19 protein-coding genes and 1 tRNA gene are annotated in these 18138 nt (G+C 65.9%); 19 read left to right on the top strand and 1 reads right to left on the bottom strand.

Translation table 11 applies throughout. The annotated features are described in order from the left end of the window. The 16 genes from VN706_21865 (at position 1) to VN706_21790 (ending at position 14240) form a co-directional block, all read left to right on the top strand. Positions 1-951: a DUF4388 domain-containing protein gene (locus tag VN706_21865; protein ID HXT18293.1), complete on the top strand. Its 951-nt coding sequence runs from the start codon at positions 1-3 to the stop codon at positions 949-951. Then, complete coding sequence (locus VN706_21860) at positions 944-1768, top strand: tetratricopeptide repeat protein (GenBank protein HXT18292.1); 825 nt, start codon at positions 944-946, stop codon at positions 1766-1768. The genes VN706_21865 and VN706_21860 overlap by 8 nt, the downstream gene beginning before the upstream one ends. Next, the gene (locus tag VN706_21855; GenBank protein HXT18291.1) at positions 1765-2115 is read left to right on the top strand and encodes a roadblock/LC7 domain-containing protein; all 351 of its coding nucleotides are present in this window, start codon (positions 1765-1767) and stop codon (positions 2113-2115) included. Before VN706_21860 ends, VN706_21855 begins: the two co-directional genes overlap by 4 nt. Continuing rightward, entirely contained in the window at positions 2112-2627 is a 516-nt protein-coding gene (locus VN706_21850; protein ID HXT18290.1) for a hypothetical protein, read from the top strand. Before VN706_21855 ends, VN706_21850 begins: the two co-directional genes overlap by 4 nt. Beyond that, positions 2624-3226, top strand: a complete 603-nt coding sequence (locus VN706_21845) for a GTPase domain-containing protein (GenBank protein HXT18289.1) — start codon at positions 2624-2626, stop codon at positions 3224-3226. Before VN706_21850 ends, VN706_21845 begins: the two co-directional genes overlap by 4 nt. A 6-nt stretch (positions 3227-3232) precedes the next feature. Continuing rightward, a complete protein-coding gene (locus VN706_21840; GenBank protein ID HXT18288.1) occupies positions 3233-5146 on the top strand; it encodes a DnaA/Hda family protein in 1914 nt (637 codons plus the stop codon). Continuing rightward, complete coding sequence (locus VN706_21835; protein ID HXT18287.1) at positions 5146-6765, top strand: DUF4388 domain-containing protein; 1620 nt, start codon at positions 5146-5148, stop codon at positions 6763-6765. Before VN706_21840 ends, VN706_21835 begins: the two co-directional genes overlap by 1 nt. Before the next feature lie 2 nt (positions 6766-6767). Further along, positions 6768-7583 (top strand): protein-glutamate O-methyltransferase CheR, encoded by an 816-nt coding sequence (locus VN706_21830; GenBank protein ID HXT18286.1) that lies wholly within the window; start codon positions 6768-6770, stop codon positions 7581-7583. Between the two features lie 10 nt (positions 7584-7593). Then, on the top strand, positions 7594-8082 hold the full coding sequence (locus tag VN706_21825) for a chemotaxis protein CheD (GenBank protein HXT18285.1): 489 nt from the start codon (positions 7594-7596) through the stop codon (positions 8080-8082). Continuing rightward, a complete protein-coding gene (locus VN706_21820; protein HXT18284.1) occupies positions 8072-9151 on the top strand; it encodes a chemotaxis response regulator protein-glutamate methylesterase in 1080 nt (359 codons plus the stop codon). Before VN706_21825 ends, VN706_21820 begins: the two co-directional genes overlap by 11 nt. After that, positions 9141-9608 (top strand): chemotaxis protein CheW, encoded by a 468-nt coding sequence (locus VN706_21815; GenBank protein ID HXT18283.1) that lies wholly within the window; start codon positions 9141-9143, stop codon positions 9606-9608. The genes VN706_21820 and VN706_21815 overlap by 11 nt, the downstream gene beginning before the upstream one ends. Then, positions 9605-10123 carry a chemotaxis protein CheW gene (locus VN706_21810; GenBank protein ID HXT18282.1) on the top strand — a complete coding sequence of 173 codons (519 nt, stop codon included), beginning with the start codon at positions 9605-9607 and terminating at the stop codon, positions 10121-10123. Before VN706_21815 ends, VN706_21810 begins: the two co-directional genes overlap by 4 nt. Beyond that, positions 10116-10973, top strand: coding sequence for a tetratricopeptide repeat protein (locus VN706_21805; protein ID HXT18281.1), 858 nt, complete (start codon positions 10116-10118; stop codon positions 10971-10973). Before VN706_21810 ends, VN706_21805 begins: the two co-directional genes overlap by 8 nt. A gap of 32 nt (positions 10974-11005) precedes the next feature. Further along, positions 11006-12007 (top strand): hypothetical protein, encoded by a 1002-nt coding sequence (locus tag VN706_21800; protein HXT18280.1) that lies wholly within the window; start codon positions 11006-11008, stop codon positions 12005-12007. Positions 12008-12296: 289 nt separating this feature from the next. Further along, positions 12297-12370, top strand: a tRNA-Val gene (locus VN706_21795). A 121-nt stretch (positions 12371-12491) separates the two neighbouring features. Beyond that, on the top strand, positions 12492-14240 hold the full coding sequence (locus tag VN706_21790; protein HXT18279.1) for a hypothetical protein: 1749 nt from the start codon (positions 12492-12494) through the stop codon (positions 14238-14240). 87 nt (positions 14241-14327) lie between these two features. Here the strand turns inward: VN706_21790 and VN706_21785 are convergent, their stop codons facing one another. Next, positions 14328-15221, bottom strand: coding sequence for a YegS/Rv2252/BmrU family lipid kinase (locus tag VN706_21785; GenBank protein HXT18278.1), 894 nt, complete (start codon positions 15219-15221; stop codon positions 14328-14330). Between VN706_21785 and rsmH the strand changes: the two genes are divergently transcribed. The 3 genes from rsmH to VN706_21770 form a co-directional block, all read left to right on the top strand. Further along, positions 15220-16152, top strand: a complete 933-nt coding sequence (rsmH, locus tag VN706_21780) for a 16S rRNA (cytosine(1402)-N(4))-methyltransferase RsmH (protein HXT18277.1) — start codon at positions 15220-15222, stop codon at positions 16150-16152. The two genes, VN706_21785 and rsmH, sit on opposite strands and share 2 nt — an antisense overlap. Then, the gene (locus tag VN706_21775) at positions 16131-16493 is read left to right on the top strand and encodes a hypothetical protein (protein ID HXT18276.1); all 363 of its coding nucleotides are present in this window, start codon (positions 16131-16133) and stop codon (positions 16491-16493) included. Before rsmH ends, VN706_21775 begins: the two co-directional genes overlap by 22 nt. Further along, on the top strand, positions 16480-18138 hold a 1659-nt coding region (locus VN706_21770; GenBank protein HXT18275.1), incomplete at its 3' end, for a penicillin-binding protein 2. The genes VN706_21775 and VN706_21770, both read left to right, overlap by 14 nt.

Here is an 18138-nt window from a genome sequence, read left to right as displayed (position 1 = left end):
ATGGCGATCGAAGGACCGCTCCGCGAGCTCGGCATTCACGACGTCTTCCAGCTTCTGGATTTGAGCCGGAAGACGGGGACGCTGCGCGTCACCTCGGATCTTCGCGAAGACGAAGGCGTCGTGGCGTTCGACAACGGCCGCGTCGTGCAGGCGACCATTCGCAGCAAGCCGGTGACGACCGAAGAGGCGCTGATGCAGGCGGGGCGCGTCAGCGAAGCCGACGTCGCGCGCGCGCGGTCGTGTCAGCAGAACGGCCGCGCGAATCGGGATGTCGTCGATCTGCTCGTCGAGATCGGCGCGATCACGCAGCGCGAGCTCGAGCGGCAGCTTCGGTTGCAGATCGAGAGCGTGGTGTTCGAGCTCATGTCGTGGCGCGAAGGGTTCTTCCGTTTCGACGAGCGTCCACGCGACGAGATCGCGGTGGAAACGCGCATCAGCGTCTCGACGGAGTCGCTGCTCATGGAGGGCGCGCGGCGCATCGACGAATGGTCGCGCATCGACGACGTCATTCCGAATCTCGACGTGGTGCCCGAGCTCGCGCCGGTCGAGAACGATCGCGAAGGCACGATGCTCGATCTCTTGCCGCACGAGTGGCAGGTGCTCACGATGATCGACGGCGAGCGGAATCTGCGAGCGATCGCGGCATCGCTCGGCCGCGACGAATTCGAGATCGCGAAGATCGCGTACGGATTGGCGACGACGGGTGTCGTCGTTGCGGGAGCGGCCAAGTCCACGCGCGCGACACCGGATTCGCCGGTGTACGCCGCCAACGATCCGAGTCTGCCGATGACGACCATTCGCTTCGTCGCGGCGGATCTCACCACGGCGCGCAGCGCGGTCGAGCAACTGCTCAAGATGTCGCCGAGTGGTCCGGTGGCGGCCGATGCGCGCGATGCGCTCGATGCGATCGCCAAGCTCCAACGCGTGCTGGAGGTGCGGCCCAATGGCTGACGACGTCCGGCGGTGGAGCGATGAGCTCGCGCGCGATCCTTCGAGTCTGGTGTTCCTGCAACTCGGCGAAGCGTTGCGCCGGCAGGGACAGCTCGAGGTGGCGCTCAAGATCGCGCTGCGCGGTCTCGATCGGCATCAGATGAACGCCGATGCGCACGATCTCGTGGCGCGGATCGCGGTCGATCGCCGCGACTTCGCGCGCGCCATGGAAGAGTGGGAAACGGTGCTGCGCATCAAGCCGGCGCATCTCGGCGCGATGAAGGGCCTGGGCTATGTCTGTTTCCAGCAGGGCCGCTTCGAGGATGCCGAGCGATTTCTCAGCAAAGCGGCGGCGGGCGGCGCGGGCAGCGATGTGTCGAACGCGCTCGCGACGGTGCGTCGCTCGTCGGGTGGCATGCTCGCTCCGACGCTGCCGTCGGAAGCGCAGGCCGAAGATCCCCAATATCTCTTCGCCGATCTGCTGGTCGACGCGGGACAGACGGCGCTGCTCCTCGATGCGAGCGGCTACGTGATGGCGGGTGTGTATCTCGACGCCGAAGGGACCAACGTCGCGCAGGACGTCGGTGCGCAGCTGAGTGGCATCTCGGACGAAGTGCTGCGGTCGGCGCGGCACCTCGACATCGGCGACTGGAAGGCGATCACGTTCGAGACCCAGGCAGCCGTCGTCGCCATGGCGCCCGGACGCGACAACAGCTTGATGGTCGTGGCCGCCAGTCGCGCGACCCCGCTGGGCTTGCTTCGCCGGCTCCTCGAACGTTGCGCCGACCGGGCCGCCGTGTGGCTCGGCGTCGAGCGGAACGGGGGAGACCGCCAGTGAGCACGCCCTTTAGCGAAATGCTCGATTCTCTGACGCGGCAGCGTGGCGTACGGGCGAGCTTGATCGTCTCCGAGAGTGACGGACTCGTCGTCGATTCGAACCTGCGATTCGGCCAGGACGGCGAGCGGGTCGCCGCCCTGGCGGCCTCCATGTACCGGAAAGCCCGGTTGTCGGCGCGCGCCGCACGACTGGGCGCGGTTGCGTTCCTGCAGCTCGATGCCGAGCGCGGACGGATCTGCGCCGTCGGTGGCCGTAGTGACCTCGTGATCGTGGTCGTTGCGGATGCGGCAGCGAACGTCGGTCTCATCCGCATGGAATTGCTGAAGGCGCTGGAGACGCTCGAATGAACATCGCCGCGGTCGAAGCGTGGGTCGAAGCACCGCTCCGGCGGTTCGTGGACGATGCGCGCGCGCGTCTCGCCTTGTTGCTGCATCCCTCCGGCCAGGTCATGGCCCAGGCGGGATTCACGCGCGAGGTCGACGTGATGACGGCGTGCGCGCTCGCGGCCGCGTCGCACGCGACGGCGGGCGAGCTCGGACGTCGCGTCGACGGCAAACCATTTCGCGGTCTTCACTATGCCGGCCCGGACAAGCAACTCTACATGGCGGCGATCGAAACGACACGCGGCGCGTACGTTTGTCTGACGGTGTTCGACTCGGCGAGCTCGCTTGGGCTCGTGCGGATTTACTTCGACGACTTGCAGCGCGAGTTGTCCGCGGCGGCGCCGGCGAGCGAGCCGGTGGCCGCGCCCGCGCTCGCGGTCGATTTCGAAGCGGATTTGAATCGCAATCTCGCGGCGCTGTTCGGGCGCGAAGAGCCGAGCGTCACGAAGCGGCCCGGCGGGGTGCCGCTGTCATGAGTCTCGTCAACTACGCGACGCGCGAGATCACGTGCAAGATCGTCTACTACGGGCCGGGGCGGTCCGGGAAGACGACGAATCTGCATTACATCTACGGCCAGGTGCCGGACGACCGCAAAGGCAAGATGGTGTCGCTGGCGACGCAGACGGATCGCACGCTCTTCTTTGATTTTCTGCCTCTCGACTTGGGGATGATCTCCGGGTTCACGACGAAGTTTCAGCTCTACACGGTGCCTGGACAGGTCTATTATCAAACGACGCGAAAGTTGGTGCTGCAAGGCGCCGACGGCGTGGTGTTCGTGGCCGACAGCCAGTCGCGCCAGCTCGACGAGAACGTGGAGAGCTTCCAGGATCTCCATGCGAACCTCGCCGATCAGGGCGTGGAAGCCCGCAGTGTTCCGCTGGTGATTCAGTACAACAAGCAGGATTTACCGCCGGAGCTGATCCTGAGCACGAACGAATTGTCGGATGCGCTGAACTTTCGGGGGGTGCCCGAGTTCTCGGCCGATGCGCTGCACGGCCCGGGTGTGTTCGAGACGCTGAAGTCGATCTCGGAGCTGGTGCTCAAGCGGCTCGCCGGCAACGGCGCGACGAGATAGGCGCCCATGCAGATCGACTCCAAACTTCGCTTCGACAATTTCGTCGTCGGCTCGGCGAATCGCCTGGCTGTCGCGGCGGCGCGCGCCGTGGCGGATGCGCCGGGCGCCGTGTACAACCCGCTGTTCATGTACAGCTCGTCGGGGCTTGGCAAGACGCATTTGATGAGCGCGATCGGCAACCACGTCGTCGCGAAGCGTGGTGCGGTCGTCGAGCTGGTGACGCTCGACGATTTCGTCGAGGAGCTGCACGCGGCGGTCGCGGCGGGCGACACCGAGCGTTTCAAGGAGAAGTATCTCAAGGTCGGGCTGCTGCTGATCGACGATATGCAGTTCCTGACCGGCCACAAGGAGACGCAGAACGAGCTGCTGCGCATCTTCAACGCGCTCCAGGCGGACGGCCGTCAGATCGTGATGACGAGCGACCGCCCGCCCACGGACATCGCCGACGTCGATGAGCGTTTGCTCACGCGGCTGTCGGGCGGATTAATCGTGGACATGGGAACGCCTGATTATGAAACTCGAATGGCGATTCTCAAGGCGAAGTGCGAGGAGCGCGGCGTGCGCTTCAAGGCCGGCGTGACCGAAGAGGTCGGGCGCATCGAGTTCAAGAACGTGCGCGAGCTACAGGGCGCGCTCAACCGATTGATCGCGTTCCAGACGCTCGGCGGAGAGCAGATCGCGCCCGAACAGGTGCTGAGCATTCTCGGGGACCTCGCGGATCAGCGCGCGCGAAGCGCGCCGCCGCGACTGAGCGGCGAATTCGCGACTTTCCTCACGGACATCGCGTCGGTGGTGTCGCAGCACGTCGAGCAGTGGAAGGCGCGCTTGAGCGAGGGCATCGACTACTGGCGCGGCGAAGGGTTCAAGACGGGGCCTCTCGAGCGCGCGCTGAGCGACCCGGCGCCTCCGCCGAGCGTCGAGACGTTGCTGCGCGAGTTCGAGGCGACAGTGTCGAAGCTGCGCGAGCTCGAGAAGCAGATCGTGCGCATCGACGCCACGCTCGCGTCGCACGACGTCCTTCGCGATCCCGATCGACTGAGCGAAGCCGAGCAACTGCTCGAGCGCGCGCAGCGCACGTCGGCGCCGCCTCCGGGGCCATCGGCCGCATTCACACGCGGCGGCTTCGAAGTCGGGCTGAGCAATCAGCTCGCGGTGAAGGCGGCCGATGCGATCGTCGGTGTGCCGGGCAGCCGCTACAATCCGCTCTTCGTGCATGGGCCGAGCGGCGTGGGCAAGACGCACTTGTTGAACGCGATCGGGAACGGCCTCGTGCAAGCGACGGGCGGCGCCATCGCATGCGTGCCGGCGCAATTGTTCGTGGACGAGTTGATCGCCGCGCTCCAGGAAGGCACGGTGGATCGCTGGCGCACGCGCTATCGCGCGGCCTCGGCGCTGCTGCTCGACGACGTGCAATTCGTCGCCGGCAAGGAGCGGACGCAGGAAGAGCTCTTCCACGTGTTCAATGCGTTGTACGCGGACGGGAAGCAACTGGTGATCGCGAGCGATCGACCGCCGCGTGAGCTGTCGGGTCTCGAGGAGCGGCTGCGTTCGCGCTTCGAGGGCGGCCTCGTCGTCCAGATGCAGTCGCCCGATCGCGCGCTCCGCGAGCGGCTGTATGCTCGCTTCATGCGCGACCTGGGCGTCGATCCGACGCCGGAGATCCTGTCGTATCTCGCCGAACGGCCGGTGGCGAGCGTGCGCGAGATCATTGGAACGGCGAATCGCATTCTCGCGTCGGCCGAAGTGGCGGCGGTGCCCGTGACGATCGGCTTCATTCGCGCGCAGCTCGAGCCGGATGACAGCGAAGCCTCGCGCACGGCGGCGCTCAAGAGCGCGGCGGATACGTTCTTCCTCGACCGCGAAAAGATCGTGTGGCAGTGGCCCGATGCGTCGGCCCGTCTCATCGAGGAATTCCGCTAATGGCCATTCGCGGAAGTCTGAAAGAGGCCAGCCTGCCTGACGTCTTGCAGCTCCTGTCGATGGGCAAGAAGACGGGCTGCCTGAGCGTCACGCATCGAAACAGCTTCGGCTACATCTACTTCGACAAGGGCCGCATCTGCTACGCGTCGATCGTGAATCGGCGCGACCGCCTGGGCGACATGCTGATCAAGATCGGCTCGGTGACGCAGGCGCAGATCGATGCCGCGGTCGCGCTGCAGGACAAGCGGCGCGACAAGCGGCTGGGCGAGCTGCTGGTGGAGCAGGGCGTGATCACCCTACAGGATCTGCACGATGCGATCGAAGTGCAGATCCAGGAAGCGGTGTACTTCCTGTTCACGTGGAATCAAGGCACGTTCAATTTCGAGGCGGACGTGCTGCCCGATCCGCACGATCACGTCGTCTCGATCAATCCCGAGTCGCTGCTGCTCGAGGGCGCGCGGCGCGTGGACGAATGGAGTCTCGTCGAGAAGAAGATTCCGTCGTTCGATCTGGTCTTCGAGACGGACCGGACGAAGGTGCTGACGAGCGAGATCGAACTCACCGAAGACCAGCGGGCGGTGCTCGAGCTCGTGGACGGCACGCGCGACGTGCAGGCGATCATCGACGCGTCGGGCCTGGTCGAGTTCGAGGTCGGCAAGGTGCTGTACGGCCTCGTGAACGCCGGATTCATTCACCGCATCGGCAAGACGACCGCGGTGCCCGTGGTGCTGAACGAAGGGCGCGCCGACGAGCACCGCAATCTCGGCATCGCCTTTTATAAAACTGGCATGCTCGACGAGTCCATCCGCGAGTTTCGCCGGGTGCTGGAGCTGCGCACGGGCGACGGAACGGCGCGCTTCTTCATCGGGCTCGTTCACGCGCGCCAGCAGAAATGGGAGGACGCGATCGCCGCGTTCGCCGAAGCGGCGGCGCAACCCGGCGCCAAGATGGCCGTGTTTCACAATCTCGCATACGCGTACGAGCAGCAGAATCGCTTCGCGGAGGCGCGGGTGGCGCTGGACGAAGCGGTCCGTCGCGGCGGGTCGACCGACGCGCGCGTGCAGACGTCCCTGGGCGTGGTCAGTCTGCTGGACGGCGACCTGGCCGCAGCGGACTCGGCATTATCGGCGGCCCGGCCTTTATTCGGGAAGCGGCCGCCCACCGGGGCCTGGTTTCACTATATGTCGCTGACCGCCGCACTGCTCGGCGACGTTTCACGCGCCGCGTCGATACTGAATGAGGGGGGCCAGGCGTATCCGCACGCGGCGGTGCTTCTGAACAACCTGGCCGCGGTCCTGGAGCGTGCGGGCGATTACGAAACCGCACGCGCCACGGCGGAGCACGGGATTCAGGAAGACCCCGGGGTGGGGCAATCGCACAAGAATCTCGGCGACCTGTATTATCGCGCGGGACGGTACGACGACGCGCTCGAGGCGTATTCGCGCGCGACGAAGGCCAATCCCGCGCTGGGCGCCGACGTCTATTTGAAGCTTGGTAACATCCGGCTACGCCGACAGGAACGTGATGAAGCGCTGCGGTGTTGGGAGCGGGCTCTCGAGCTCGATCCCGACAACGCCATCGTGCGCACGAACCTGGAATCCGTTCGACAGGTGTTTTGATGGTGGAACAGCAGTCCCCGGGTGACTTCACGGAGTTGACCCGGAAGATTTCGTCGGAGCGCGGTTTCGGCTGCGCGAGCTACAAGGAAAAATGTCTGCGGCGCCGCATCGCGGTTCGGATGCGCGCGCGGGGTGTCCATACGTATACCGACTACGCGCGTATTCTCGACGACGACGCGGGTGAGTACGATCGCCTGCTCGACGCGTTGACGATCAACGTCACGAAGCTCTTCCGTAACTGGGAGGTCTACGCGTCGTTGGCGGCGAACGTCGTGCCGGCGCTGTGGCATCGCGAGACGTCGCACATTCGGGTCTGGAGCGCCGGTTGTTCGTCGGGCGATGAACCGTATTCACTCGCGATTCTGTTCCATCGCTACGCGGCGACGCACGGCATGCTCGCGCAATTGTCGCGCGTGCAGGTCGTGGGCACCGACATCGACCGGCAGGTCCTGGCGGCGGCGGCGCGAGGACAGTTCGAGGAGGGCGATTTCGCCGACACGCCGGACGACTTGCGCTCGCGCTACTTCTCGCCCGAGGCGCCGCATACCGTCTCGCCGGCCATTCGCCCGCTGGTGCAGTTCGAGCGGCGCGATTTGTTGAGCGACCCCGCGCCGTCGGGGCAGTTCGACATGGTCGTGTGCCGCAACGTGCTCATCTACTTCGATCGCGACACGCAGGAGCGCCTGTTCGACAAGTTTCACGCGGCGCTCAGGCCGGATGGATTTCTCGTGCTCGGAAAGGTCGAGACGCTGCTGGGCGCGGCCCGCACGAAGTTCGCCCCCGTCGACGCGCGCGAGCGCATCTTCCGCCGGCTATGAGGAAACTCATATGAATGGCAACGGCGAAATCCGGGTCAAGGTCGCCGACTACGCCGTCACGGCGGACGGGACGATCTCGACGATCGGCCTGGGCTCATGCGTGGCGATCATGCTGTACGATGCCTCGACCCACGTCGGCGGCATGGCGCACGTGCTGTTGCCGAGCGAGACGATGTCGCGCGATCGCTCGAACCCGGCCAAGTTCCCCCGCACCGCCATTCCGTTGCTGCTCGATGAAATGCGGCGGCTCGGCGCAAGTCTCCAACGCGTGCGCGCCAAGATCGTCGGCGGCGCGAGCATGTTCGGGAATCTCTTGCCGCCCGGCGGGATCAATATCGGCGAGCGGAACATCGTCGCCGTGCGCGACGCGTTGTCGGACGCCAATGTACCCATTATCGCCGAGGATACGGGGAGCGACTATGGCCGGAGTGTCTTTTTTCATGTGTGTGACGGTCGTGTCGAAGTTCGGTCCTTGAGGAAAGGATCGCGTGTCCTCTAGCCGAGCGGGCAAGCCGCGCGTGCTCATCGTCGACGACAGCGCATTCATGCGCCGCATGGTGTCGGAGATCATCGACGACTCCGGCGAATTCATCGTCGCCGGTACCGCACGCAACGGCTTCGATGCTCTGAAGCAGATTCACGCGCTCGATCCGGACGTCGTGACGCTCGACGTCGACATGCCGGAGCTCGACGGCCTGGCCGCGCTCGGCTACATCATGAGCGAAACGCCGCGGCCGGTGGTGATGCTGAGCGCGGGCACGACACACAGCGGCCAGGAAGCGACCCTGCGGTCGCTCGAGCTCGGGGCGGTCGACTTCGTATTGAAGCCGTCGGGCTCGATCAGCCTCGACGTGGCGTCGATCTCGAAGCGTCTGCTCGACGCGCTTCGCGCCGCCGTCGCGGCGAATCCGTCCGGCTTGCGCATGCTTCAGCGCACGGCGGCGCCGGACACGACGAGCGGGTCGGTGACGACGTCGCGCGCGACGAGCGCCGTGGTCATCGCCGCATCGACCGGCGGACCGCGCGCGCTGGCCGCCATCGTGCCGCGTTTGCCGCGCAACCTTCCCGCCGCGGTGCTCATCGTGCAGCACATGCCGGCGGGATTCACGCGAAGTCTCGCGAACCGGCTCGATGGCATGAGCCCTCTTCCGATCAGCGAAGCTGAAGACGGTGAGCCGATCGTGCATTCGCGGGGGTACGTGGCGCCGGGTGGATTCCACATGACGGTCGTCGACGAGGGCGCGGGACCGGCGATCAAGCTCGATTCGACACCGTCGATCTGGGGCGTGCGTCCGGCGGCGGACAAGCTGTTTCGCTCGGCGGCGCAGGTATTCGGGCCCTCGACGGTTGCGGTCGTGCTCACCGGCATGGGCCGCGACGGCGCTGAAGGCACGCGCGTCATTCGCGACGGCGGCGGCCGCGCGCTGCTGCAGGACCGCGAAACGGCCACCATTTTCGGCATGCCGCAGGCGGCGCTGCAGCAGGCCGGGGCCGATCGCGTGGCGCCGCTCAACGACATCGGTGGGCAGATCGCCGAACTGGTCGAGGCGGTGCGTCATGTTTCGTGACGGCACCGCGCGCCTTCTCGTCTTTCGCGTGGGATCCGAGCACTTCGGCCTGCCCCTCAGTGCGGTGGACGAGGTCATCGAAGCGCCGGCAATCCAGCCGCTGCCCGATGCATCGGCCACCCAGCTGGGACTCGCGACGCTGCGCGACGAGGTGATCACCGTCTACGGCGCGGCTCAGGTGCTCCGCGCGCGTGCCGACACTTTGGACAGCGGTCAGGGCGGCACGCTCCTCCTGTTTCAGCGCGAGGCGAGGCGTGTGGGGTTGGCAGTCGACGACGTGCACGACGCGATCACCGTTGCCGAGGACGAGCTGCGCGCGATCCCGGGGGCGGATGCATCGGATCGCACGCTGCTCGGAGTCGTACGACGCAACGCGGATCTGATCGCGGTACTGGACGTGGATGCGGTGCTCGACCTGGCAATGGCCGTCGCGACCGACGGAGGGGACAGATCATGAAGACCGACATGGTGAAGCTCGTGACGTTTCAGCTCGGCCTCGATCTGTTTGCGGCCGACGTGTTTTCCGTTGAGCGCGTCCTGCGCTACACGTCGCCGAGTGCGGTGCCGGACGTCCCTGAGTGGATCGAGGGTGTGATCGAGCATCGCGGCCAGGTCATTCCGGTCGTCGACATGCGCCGCCGCATCGGTCTCGGCGATTTCGAGATCACGCCGGACACGCGTGTGTTGGTGCTGACCACCGCCGACGGTTGGGTTGGTGCGATCGTCGACGCGGTTCACGAAGTGGCGTCGATTCCCGCGACGAGCGTGACGCAGCCGCCGGCGCTGTTTCGCGGCCTGTCCGCGGAATTCGTGCGCGGCATCGCGAAGGTCCGCGATCAGTTGATCGTCGTGCTGGACGTCGATCGCGTGCTGACGAGCGCGGCGCGCATCGCGTTCGATCGCGCGTCCGGAGCCGGCGAACAGTCGCTGCCCGCGGTGCCCGCGGCACCCGCGGTCGCGGCGCGTGCCTGACCGTTCGGCTGACGAGCTTCGCGAACGCCGTAACGCGCTCGAAGCGCGATTGACCGCGCCGAGCGCGGCGAACGAGTTGGATGCGCTGAAGAACGACATTGCGACATTGTTCAAGCGCGTCGAGCAGGAGCTCGCCGAGCTCACGACGCTCAAGGACGACGTGCTCGCGCTCGTCGAGAAGTGGAAGGGTCTCAAGAACGGAACGGCGCGACCGTCGTTCGTGCCGCAGTTCTCGGGGGAAAAGCCGTCGGTGCACGCCGATCACATCGGCGCGTCGACGTTCATCGAGAAGGGCTGGGGCAAGATCTCCGCGGGCGACTATGAGGGCGCCGAGCAGGTGTTGGCGAAGGCGCTGCAGCTGTCGCCGAACGATCCGCAGGCCGAATCGCTGCTCGGCTGGGCGTTGATGCTGCAGGACAAGTTCGACGACGCGCTGCTGAATTTTCAGAAGGTGCTGGTGCGTGAGCCGCAGAACGCGGTGGCGCGCATCAACGTGGGCTACATTTGCCTGAAGAAGCGGATCTTCGGCGAGGCGATCGAGCATCTGTCGCGCGCCATTCGGCTGGACAACGACAAGAAGGCCACGCTCTACGCGCACTTCTATCTGGGGCTGGTGTATCTCGAGCGTGACATGTTCGAGGACGCGCAGACGTTTTTTCAGAAAACGCTTGCGCTCGGTCCGAACCTGATCGAGGCGTATTACGAGCTGGGGCGCGCGTATTGGTTCAATGGGCAGCGCGACGAGGCGATCGACACCTGGAAGGCGGGCTTCGCGGCCAACAAGTTCAATCCGTGGGGAAAACGCTGCGCGGACGTGCTGAAGACGGTGGAGGAAGGCGGGGAACCGTAGGCGGTAGGCGCTGGGCGTTGGGCGATGGGCGGTTGCTCCGTCGCACAATTTTGCTCGCCTCTTGGCTGTTCACGCCCGTCGTCCACCGCCCAACGCCCACCGCCCATCTCCCAGCGCAGGACGCGCCGCAGCGCGTCGATCGCGGGCGATTCACCGCGGTCTATTATCCGAGCGACGCGACGCTCGTGCAGTCGCTGCTCGACTACGCCGTCCGCACCGACACGTTTCCCGGACTCCCACGGCCCACGCAGCGCGTGCTGCTCGCCGTCGCGCCCGATCTCAAACGGTTTCGCGAATGGGCGGGGCCGTCGGCGCCGGAATGGGGCGCCGCGATCACGTTTCCCGAATCGCGCCGCATCGTGATGCAAGGCCGCGCCGCGGGCAACGCGGCCGGCGATCCGCGCGAGATTCTCCGCCACGAACTGGCGCATCTCGCGCTGCACGAGGATCTCGACGACTTGCCGCCGCGGTGGTTCGACGAAGGGTACGCCAGTTTCGCCGCGCACGAGTGGCGTCGCGAGGACGCACTGTCGGCGAACGTGGCGCTGGCGCTCAAAGGCGTGCCGACGTTCGAGGAGCTCGATGCGGATTTCGGCGCCGGTGCGACGACCGCGGAGAACGCGTATGCGCTGGCGTATCGCGCGGTGGTCGATCTCGCGGCGCTCGACACCGCGCGCGGCCTGGCGCGGTTGTTCGAGAACTGGAAAGTCCAGCGGAACCTCGATCGCGCCATTCGCGCGTCGTACGGCATGACGCTCGCCGGATTCGAGAAGGATTGGCAGGCGCGCACGCGGCGGCGGTATGGCGCGCTCGCGCTGGCGAGCGATCTGACGCTGGGCGGACTCGTGATGTTGGTGATCGTGCTGCCGCTCTACTTCGCGCGGCGCCGGCGGGAGAAGGAGCGCATGGCGGCGCTCCTTGCCGCGGACGAGGCCGCCGAGCGTGCGGCACGGCAGAGCGTGCTGGACATTCTCCTGGCTGGGGACGAAGGGCCGGATTTCAGGGACAAAAGGTCCGAAGCGGAGACGTCTTAATCCGGCGTTAATCTCGGATACATCGTGACGTAACTGCGCGTCAGCACGTTGCTTGACACTGTTCCCGAGAAGGTCTACACTACTTCCCCTATGGTCGAGAGCGAGACGCCGCCTCGTACACGAGGCTTGATGTGGTGGGGGATCGCGGTCGTGGTCCTCCTGGCCGGGTTTGCGGACCTGGCGCGCGGCGGGGAAACGATCGCTCCGATCTTGTTGACCGTCGGATATTGCGTGCTCGTTCCGCTTGCGATTTTGAAGTAGAGTCGGACACCGATCCCGGCGACCTGTGGGGCGAATAGCTCAGTTGGTTAGAGCACCTGCCTTACACGCAGGGGGTCGGGGGTTCGAGTCCCTCTTCGCCCATGGAGGGGCTACTAGCGAACGTGACGAGCCGCGCGCATTACAGTGCAGGGCTCGCCCTACAATTCGCGAACCCAAGTCGAAGCCACGGGGTATTTTGTTCAACGTTTGGGAGGTAGAAACCGTGAAGGCATTCACTCGCCGTGCGGCGTTGGCCGCCGGCTTTGTCGCGCTTCCGCTCGCCGGTGCACCGTTGCTCGGCCAAGCGGGGCAGCAGCAGCGCGGCGGACCGCCGGTGCAGGACACCCCGTACATTCTCGTCACGACGTTCCACAGCACGGACCGGCAGCTCGGCGTGCAGATGGGCGACGAGTTTCGGCGCCGCCTGATTTCGGAGCATGCAGCGAAGGAGCTGTATGTCATTCCGCAGCAGAACATCAAGAACACGCTCGAGGCCTCGGGCTATCGCGCGGACTCGGCGCTGAGCGCGTCGGACCTCATGGAGCTCGCCAAGACGCTCCGCGGCGATCAGGTCATCGATGGCACCGCAAATAAGGTTGGTGCAGGCATTCAGGTCGATGCGCGCGTGCTCATGCGGAGCGGCCAGCAGACCGTCGCGCAGCCGCTGCCGCGCATCAACGCCAAGGACGTCGGCGATGCGGTGAAGCAGCTGGAGCAAAAGCTGACGGACGCCCAGAAGTCGTTCCCGGCGTATCGCACGTGCACGAACGATCTCCGCGCGGCGAAGTATTCCGACGCGATCGCCGATGCGCGAAAGGGTCTGGCGCTCTACCCGCAGTCGGTGCTCGCGCAGCAGTGCATTCTGCTCGCGTACACGAACCAGACGCCCAAGGCGTCGCCTGACTCGATCATCGCCGTCGCGACCGCCATCCGGAACGTCGACTCCACCGCGATGGTCGCGCTGGCCAACCTGGCCGACGCGTACATGGCGAAGCACGACACCGCGAACGCGATCAACACGTACCTCTCGATCTACCGTCTCGATCCGTCGAACACGAACACCGTGACGACGATCATCGAAGTGCTCGCGAACTCCGGCGCGCCCGACAAGGCGATTCCGATCATCGATACGCTCATTCAGCAGAACCCCGGCGACGTGGGCATGCTGAAGACGAAATGGCTGCTCCAGCTGCGCGCGAAGCAGTACAAGGCCGCGCTCGCGACGGGCGCCGAGTACGTGAAGGCCGACACGTCGAAGGCAGATCTCGATTACTTCCAGCGCTCGATCGCCGCGGCCGGTCTCGACAGCAACGTCGCGATGCAGCAGCAGCTCATCGCGCAGGCGATGCAGAAGTTCGGCAACAAGGTGCCGATCGATTTCCCGCTGCTCGCCGCGCAAGGTTATTACAAGGCCGGACAGCTGCAGCAAGCGCTCGCCATGGCCCGCCGCGCCACCGAGATCGATCCGAAGAACACCGGCGCGTGGCAGTTCATCATCTCCATTCAGAGCCAGATGAGCCAGCCGGACAGCGCGCTGGCCTCGGCACAGAAGGCGATTGCCGCCGGCGTGCCGAAAGACACGTTGGGTGCATCGCTGCTCGCGATCGCCGCACCGGCCCTGAAGAAGGCGCAGGAAACAAAGACGCGCGCGGACTTCCAGGCGGCGCTGCAGGCGTTCCAGACGGTCGATCAGATCGCGCCGTCGCCGCAGAGCTCATTCTACATCGGTGTCGCGGCGTACAGCATCGCCGGTGACGCGCTGCAGAACGTTCAGAAGATTTATAAGAACACGAAAGAGAAGGCGACCACCTGCTCCGAGATCAAGGTCGCGGAAGACAATCTCGCGATCGCGCAGGAAGCGTTGCCGAAGGGTGGACGCGCCGACCCGCAGACGGCAGGGCAGCTGCTCCAGTCGCTGCCGCAGTACAGCGAGTTCGCGACGCAGGTCAAGAACGCGCTCCACTGCAAGTAAGCGTTTGCTGATACACAAGAAAGGGCTGCCACACGGCAGCCCTTTCTTGTTGACCGGGCATCCTTCGCTTCGCTCAGGATGACAGCATCACGCCTCTTCCCCCGGCAAATGCGCGACGTGCACCCAGAGATCGCGCGACCGTGCGCGATAGGTGAGCCGTGTCGCGTTCGACATCTCGCCATCGACGTTGACGGCGATCGGATCGCGTCCGTCGATCGTCACCCATTTGAGCTGTACGTAGCGCACGCCATCGAGACCAACGTGCTCGCCGCGCTTCACCTTGAGCACCGTGCGCGCGAACTCGCCGCGTGACATGCCCTCGACGATGCAGAGATCGAGCAGTCCGTCGGTCGCCGACGCCATCGGCGTGACCATCGTTCCGCCGCCGGTCGACCGCGTGAGTCCCACGGCGAACATGAGAAACTCGCCGTCGTATGAGAACCCGTCGCCCTCGAACCGCGCGTACGACGCGCTGAATCCCGCGAACTTCCGCATGCCGCTGATCGCGTACGCGACGGGCCCGAGCGACTCCTTGATCTCCGACGGAGTCTCGGCCGTTGCTTCGGCGCCGACGCCGCCCGTCGAGACATTCAGAAAACGCCGTCCGTTCAGCGATGCGGTGTCGAGTCGCGTGGGCTTGCGTTGCAGGATAACATCCATGGCATGATCGGCGTCGGCCGGAATCCCAACCTGCCGCGCGAAATCATTCGCGGTCCCCAACGGAATGATGCCGAGCGGGACGTCGTATCCGTCCAGGCCGTTCACGACTTCGTTGACGGTGCCGTCGCCACCCGCCGCCGCGACCACGTCGACGCCACGGCGCGCGGCATCGGAGGCGATCGCCGCGGCTTCGCCGGTCTCGAATGTTGCGTGCGGCTCGACGAAGTGCCCCTTATCCCGGACCCAGTTGATCAGATGACGAACATCGGGACGGTCCGCTCGCCCGCCGTGCACGATCAGCGCGATATGCTTGGAGTTCATGCCGATCGATAGCGCATATCACGCGCCTGTGCTCGTCACCGAGGTGATCGAGCTGCTTCGCCGCGGGCGCCGCATCCTCGACGGCACACTGGGCGGCGGCGGCCATTCGCTGGCGCTCCTGGACGCGGGCGTCGAACAGATCGTCGGCGTGGACCGCGATCCCGAGGCACTCGCCGCCGCTGCGACGCGCCTGCACGACTACGCGGAAGCCGGCCGGTTCTCGGCGCTCGAGTCGAACTATGCCCGCGTTGCGGAACTGCCAGCACTCGAAGGCATGACCTTCGACGGAGTTCTCCTGGACCTCGGCGTGTCGTCGCATCAGTTCGACGCCGAGACCCGCGGATTTACGTTCAGGCCCGGCGCACGTCTCGACATGCGAATGGGCAGCGACGCCGCGGCCACGGCCGCCGATCTGTTGAACGATGAGACCGAACAGACTCTGGCCGGCGTATTTCGCGACTATGGTGACGAGCGCCACGCCGTTCGCCTGGCGCGCGAAATCGTGCGCCGCCGCGCGACGCGTCAGTTCGAGACGAGCGACGATCTCGTGGGCGCCATTCGCGCGGTGCTCGGTCCGCGAAGCGGCGCGCCGGAGTTTGCACGATTGTTTCAGGCGGTGCGCATTGCGGTGAACGATGAGCTGCCCGGGCTGGAGCGTGCCTTACCGGCGCTGCGCGACAGGTTGTCGCCCGGCGGAATCCTCGCCGTGATCACATATCATTCCGGCGAAGATCGAATTGTGAAGAACTTTTTTCGCGAGTGGTCGAGCGACTGTATCTGCCCGCCGAAGCATCCCATCTGCACGTGCCGCGGCCGCGCGCTCGGCGAGACGCTGACGAAGCGCGGGCTCACGGCCTCCGAGGACGAAATCATTCGCAACGCACGCGCACGCAGCGCTAAACTTCGCGCATGGCGCCGAAGCGCGGAGTAGCGAAGCGAAGCGCGGGGAAGGGATCGGGCGGTCCGTCGACGCGAGGCATGCTCGCGCTCGTGCTGATCGGTTTCGTCGCGGTGTCGACCGTCGTCATACTGCGCAGAGTGATCGGCGTGAAGCAGCAGACGGAAATTCGCAAGCTCGAGCAGAAGCGTGACGCCCTGGAAGCCGACCGTATTCGGCTGGATGGCGAGATTCGCGACGCATCGAGCCGGCAAGTTCTCGAGCCGATCGCCGAGCAACGTTTGAACATGCACATCGCGACGCCGCAGGAGCAGGTGATCCTCGCCCCGCCACCGCAGCGCCGTTCCACTTCTACGCCGCATGATTCGCTCTAGACGAATCGGTCTCGCACATCTCGCGCTCGCGATCTTCGCCGTTGCCTGCCTCGTGAAGGCGGCGAACGTGCAGCTCGTGCAGGGCAAGGCGTGGCGGCAGCGCGCCGAACGGCAGCAGACCACCGACCGCACCGTGCCCGCGCCGCGCGGCGAGATTCTGGACGCGACGCACCGCGTGCTGGCGCAGAGCCGGGAGATGGTGCGCCTGGAAGTCGCGCCGCGCGAAGTCAGCGAGCCCGCCAAACTCCGCGCGGCGCTCGCCTCGCTCGGCGTCGATGCGCAAACGATCGCGCGCGCGGTCGACACGTCGTCGAAGTATTTGACGATCCCGGGACGCTTCCTGGCCGTCGATGCGTCGACCGCGATGCAGCTCCGCGGCGTGCACAGCTTCGCGACGATCGCGCGGTCGTACGCCGTGTCGCAGGGCGCGCAGGGAATTCTTGGCCACGTCGACGCGGACAACAAGCCGATCGACGGTCTCGAGCTCGCGCTCGACACGCTGCTGCGCGGCACGCCCGGCGCGGCGACGATCGTGCGCGATTCGCGCGGCCAGGGTCGTGAGTCGCCGGTCACGCCGGGTACGGCGCCGGTGAAGGGAAATAGTATCGTTTTGACAATAAATGCGGATCTGCAGGAGATCGCCGAGAAGTCGCTGGCCGACGCGGTGGCGCGGATGGGGGCGGAGGGTGGCGACATCGTCGTGCTCGATCCGCACACCGGCGACATTCTCGCGATGGCCAGCCGGCGCCTGGATCCGCGGCAAACGTCGGCAACGGTGATCACCGAACCGTTCGAGCCGGGGTCGACGTTCAAGCCGTTCATCGCGGCGGGGTTGATCGAGCGGCATCGCGTGACCGATCGCGACTCGGTCGACACGGGCAATGGCGTCCTCGTGGTGCCCGGCCGCTCGAATCCCATTCGTGACGACCATCTCGTTGGCCGCGCGCCGTTATCCGACGTGCTGCGCTGGTCGAGCAACATCGGCATCGTGAAGTTCGCGTCGCGCTTGAGCGGCAGCGAAGAGTACGAAACCATTCGCGATTTCGGCTTCGGCGTGCCGACCGGTCTGCCATTTCCGACGGAGTCGGGCGGCATTCTGCGCTCGCCGAAAAGCTGGTCGAGCCAGTCGCCGCTTTCGATGGCGATGGGCTATGAGGTTTCCGTGACGCCGCTGCAACTCGCGGCCGCGTACTCGACGTTCGCGAACGGCGGCTTGCTCGTCCAGCCCGCGCTCGTCAAGGAAGTGATCGGGCCCGACGGTTCGGTTCGTTACAAGCACCAGCCGCGCATCGTCCGGCGCGTCGTCTCGCAGGCGACGGCCGACAAGGTGCGGCACATGCTGCTCGACGTCGTCGACGAAGGCACCGCGCTGCAAGCGGCGGTCGACAATTTTTCGCTCGCCGGAAAAACGGGAACGCCGCGCAGTACCGTGAAGGGGCGGTACGTCGCCGGCCGATACAATCCGAACTTCGTCGGCATTTTCCCCGCGGACAATCCGCAGTACGTCATCGTGGTGAAGATGACCGCGCCGCAGAGCTCGATCTATGCGGCACAGACGGCGGCGCCCGTGAGCAAGGCGATTCTCGAGGCGGCGGTCGCCGCGCAGAACGCCGCGCTCGATCGCGGGAAGCTGGCGGGAAGCGTG

Source organism: Gemmatimonadaceae bacterium, from assembly GCA_035606695.1.
In the GTDB taxonomy this organism is placed as follows: Bacteria; Gemmatimonadota; Gemmatimonadetes; order Gemmatimonadales; family Gemmatimonadaceae; genus JAQBQB01.
Note: the sequence above shows the minus strand (reverse complement) of the source record. Positions and strands in the feature narration are given on the sequence as shown.

Coding starts and splice junctions, on each gene's coding strand:
- VN706_21865 (HXT18293.1), top strand. CDS start 1: ATGGCGATCGAAGGACCGCTCCGCGAGCTCGGCATTCACGACGTCTTC.
- VN706_21860 (HXT18292.1), top strand. CDS start 944: ATGGCTGACGACGTCCGGCGGTGGAGCGATGAGCTCGCGCGCGATCCT.
- VN706_21850 (HXT18290.1), top strand. CDS start 2,112: ATGAACATCGCCGCGGTCGAAGCGTGGGTCGAAGCACCGCTCCGGCGG.
- VN706_21845 (HXT18289.1), top strand. CDS start 2,624: ATGAGTCTCGTCAACTACGCGACGCGCGAGATCACGTGCAAGATCGTC.
- VN706_21840 (HXT18288.1), top strand. CDS start 3,233: ATGCAGATCGACTCCAAACTTCGCTTCGACAATTTCGTCGTCGGCTCG.
- VN706_21835 (HXT18287.1), top strand. CDS start 5,146: ATGGCCATTCGCGGAAGTCTGAAAGAGGCCAGCCTGCCTGACGTCTTG.
- VN706_21825 (HXT18285.1), top strand. CDS start 7,594: ATGAATGGCAACGGCGAAATCCGGGTCAAGGTCGCCGACTACGCCGTC.
- VN706_21815 (HXT18283.1), top strand. CDS start 9,141: ATGTTTCGTGACGGCACCGCGCGCCTTCTCGTCTTTCGCGTGGGATCC.
- VN706_21810 (HXT18282.1), top strand. CDS start 9,605: ATGAAGACCGACATGGTGAAGCTCGTGACGTTTCAGCTCGGCCTCGAT.
- rsmH (HXT18277.1), top strand. CDS start 15,220: ATGCCGATCGATAGCGCATATCACGCGCCTGTGCTCGTCACCGAGGTG.
- VN706_21785 (HXT18278.1), bottom strand. CDS start 15,221: ATGAACTCCAAGCATATCGCGCTGATCGTGCACGGCGGGCGAGCGGAC.
- VN706_21775 (HXT18276.1), top strand. CDS start 16,131: ATGGCGCCGAAGCGCGGAGTAGCGAAGCGAAGCGCGGGGAAGGGATCG.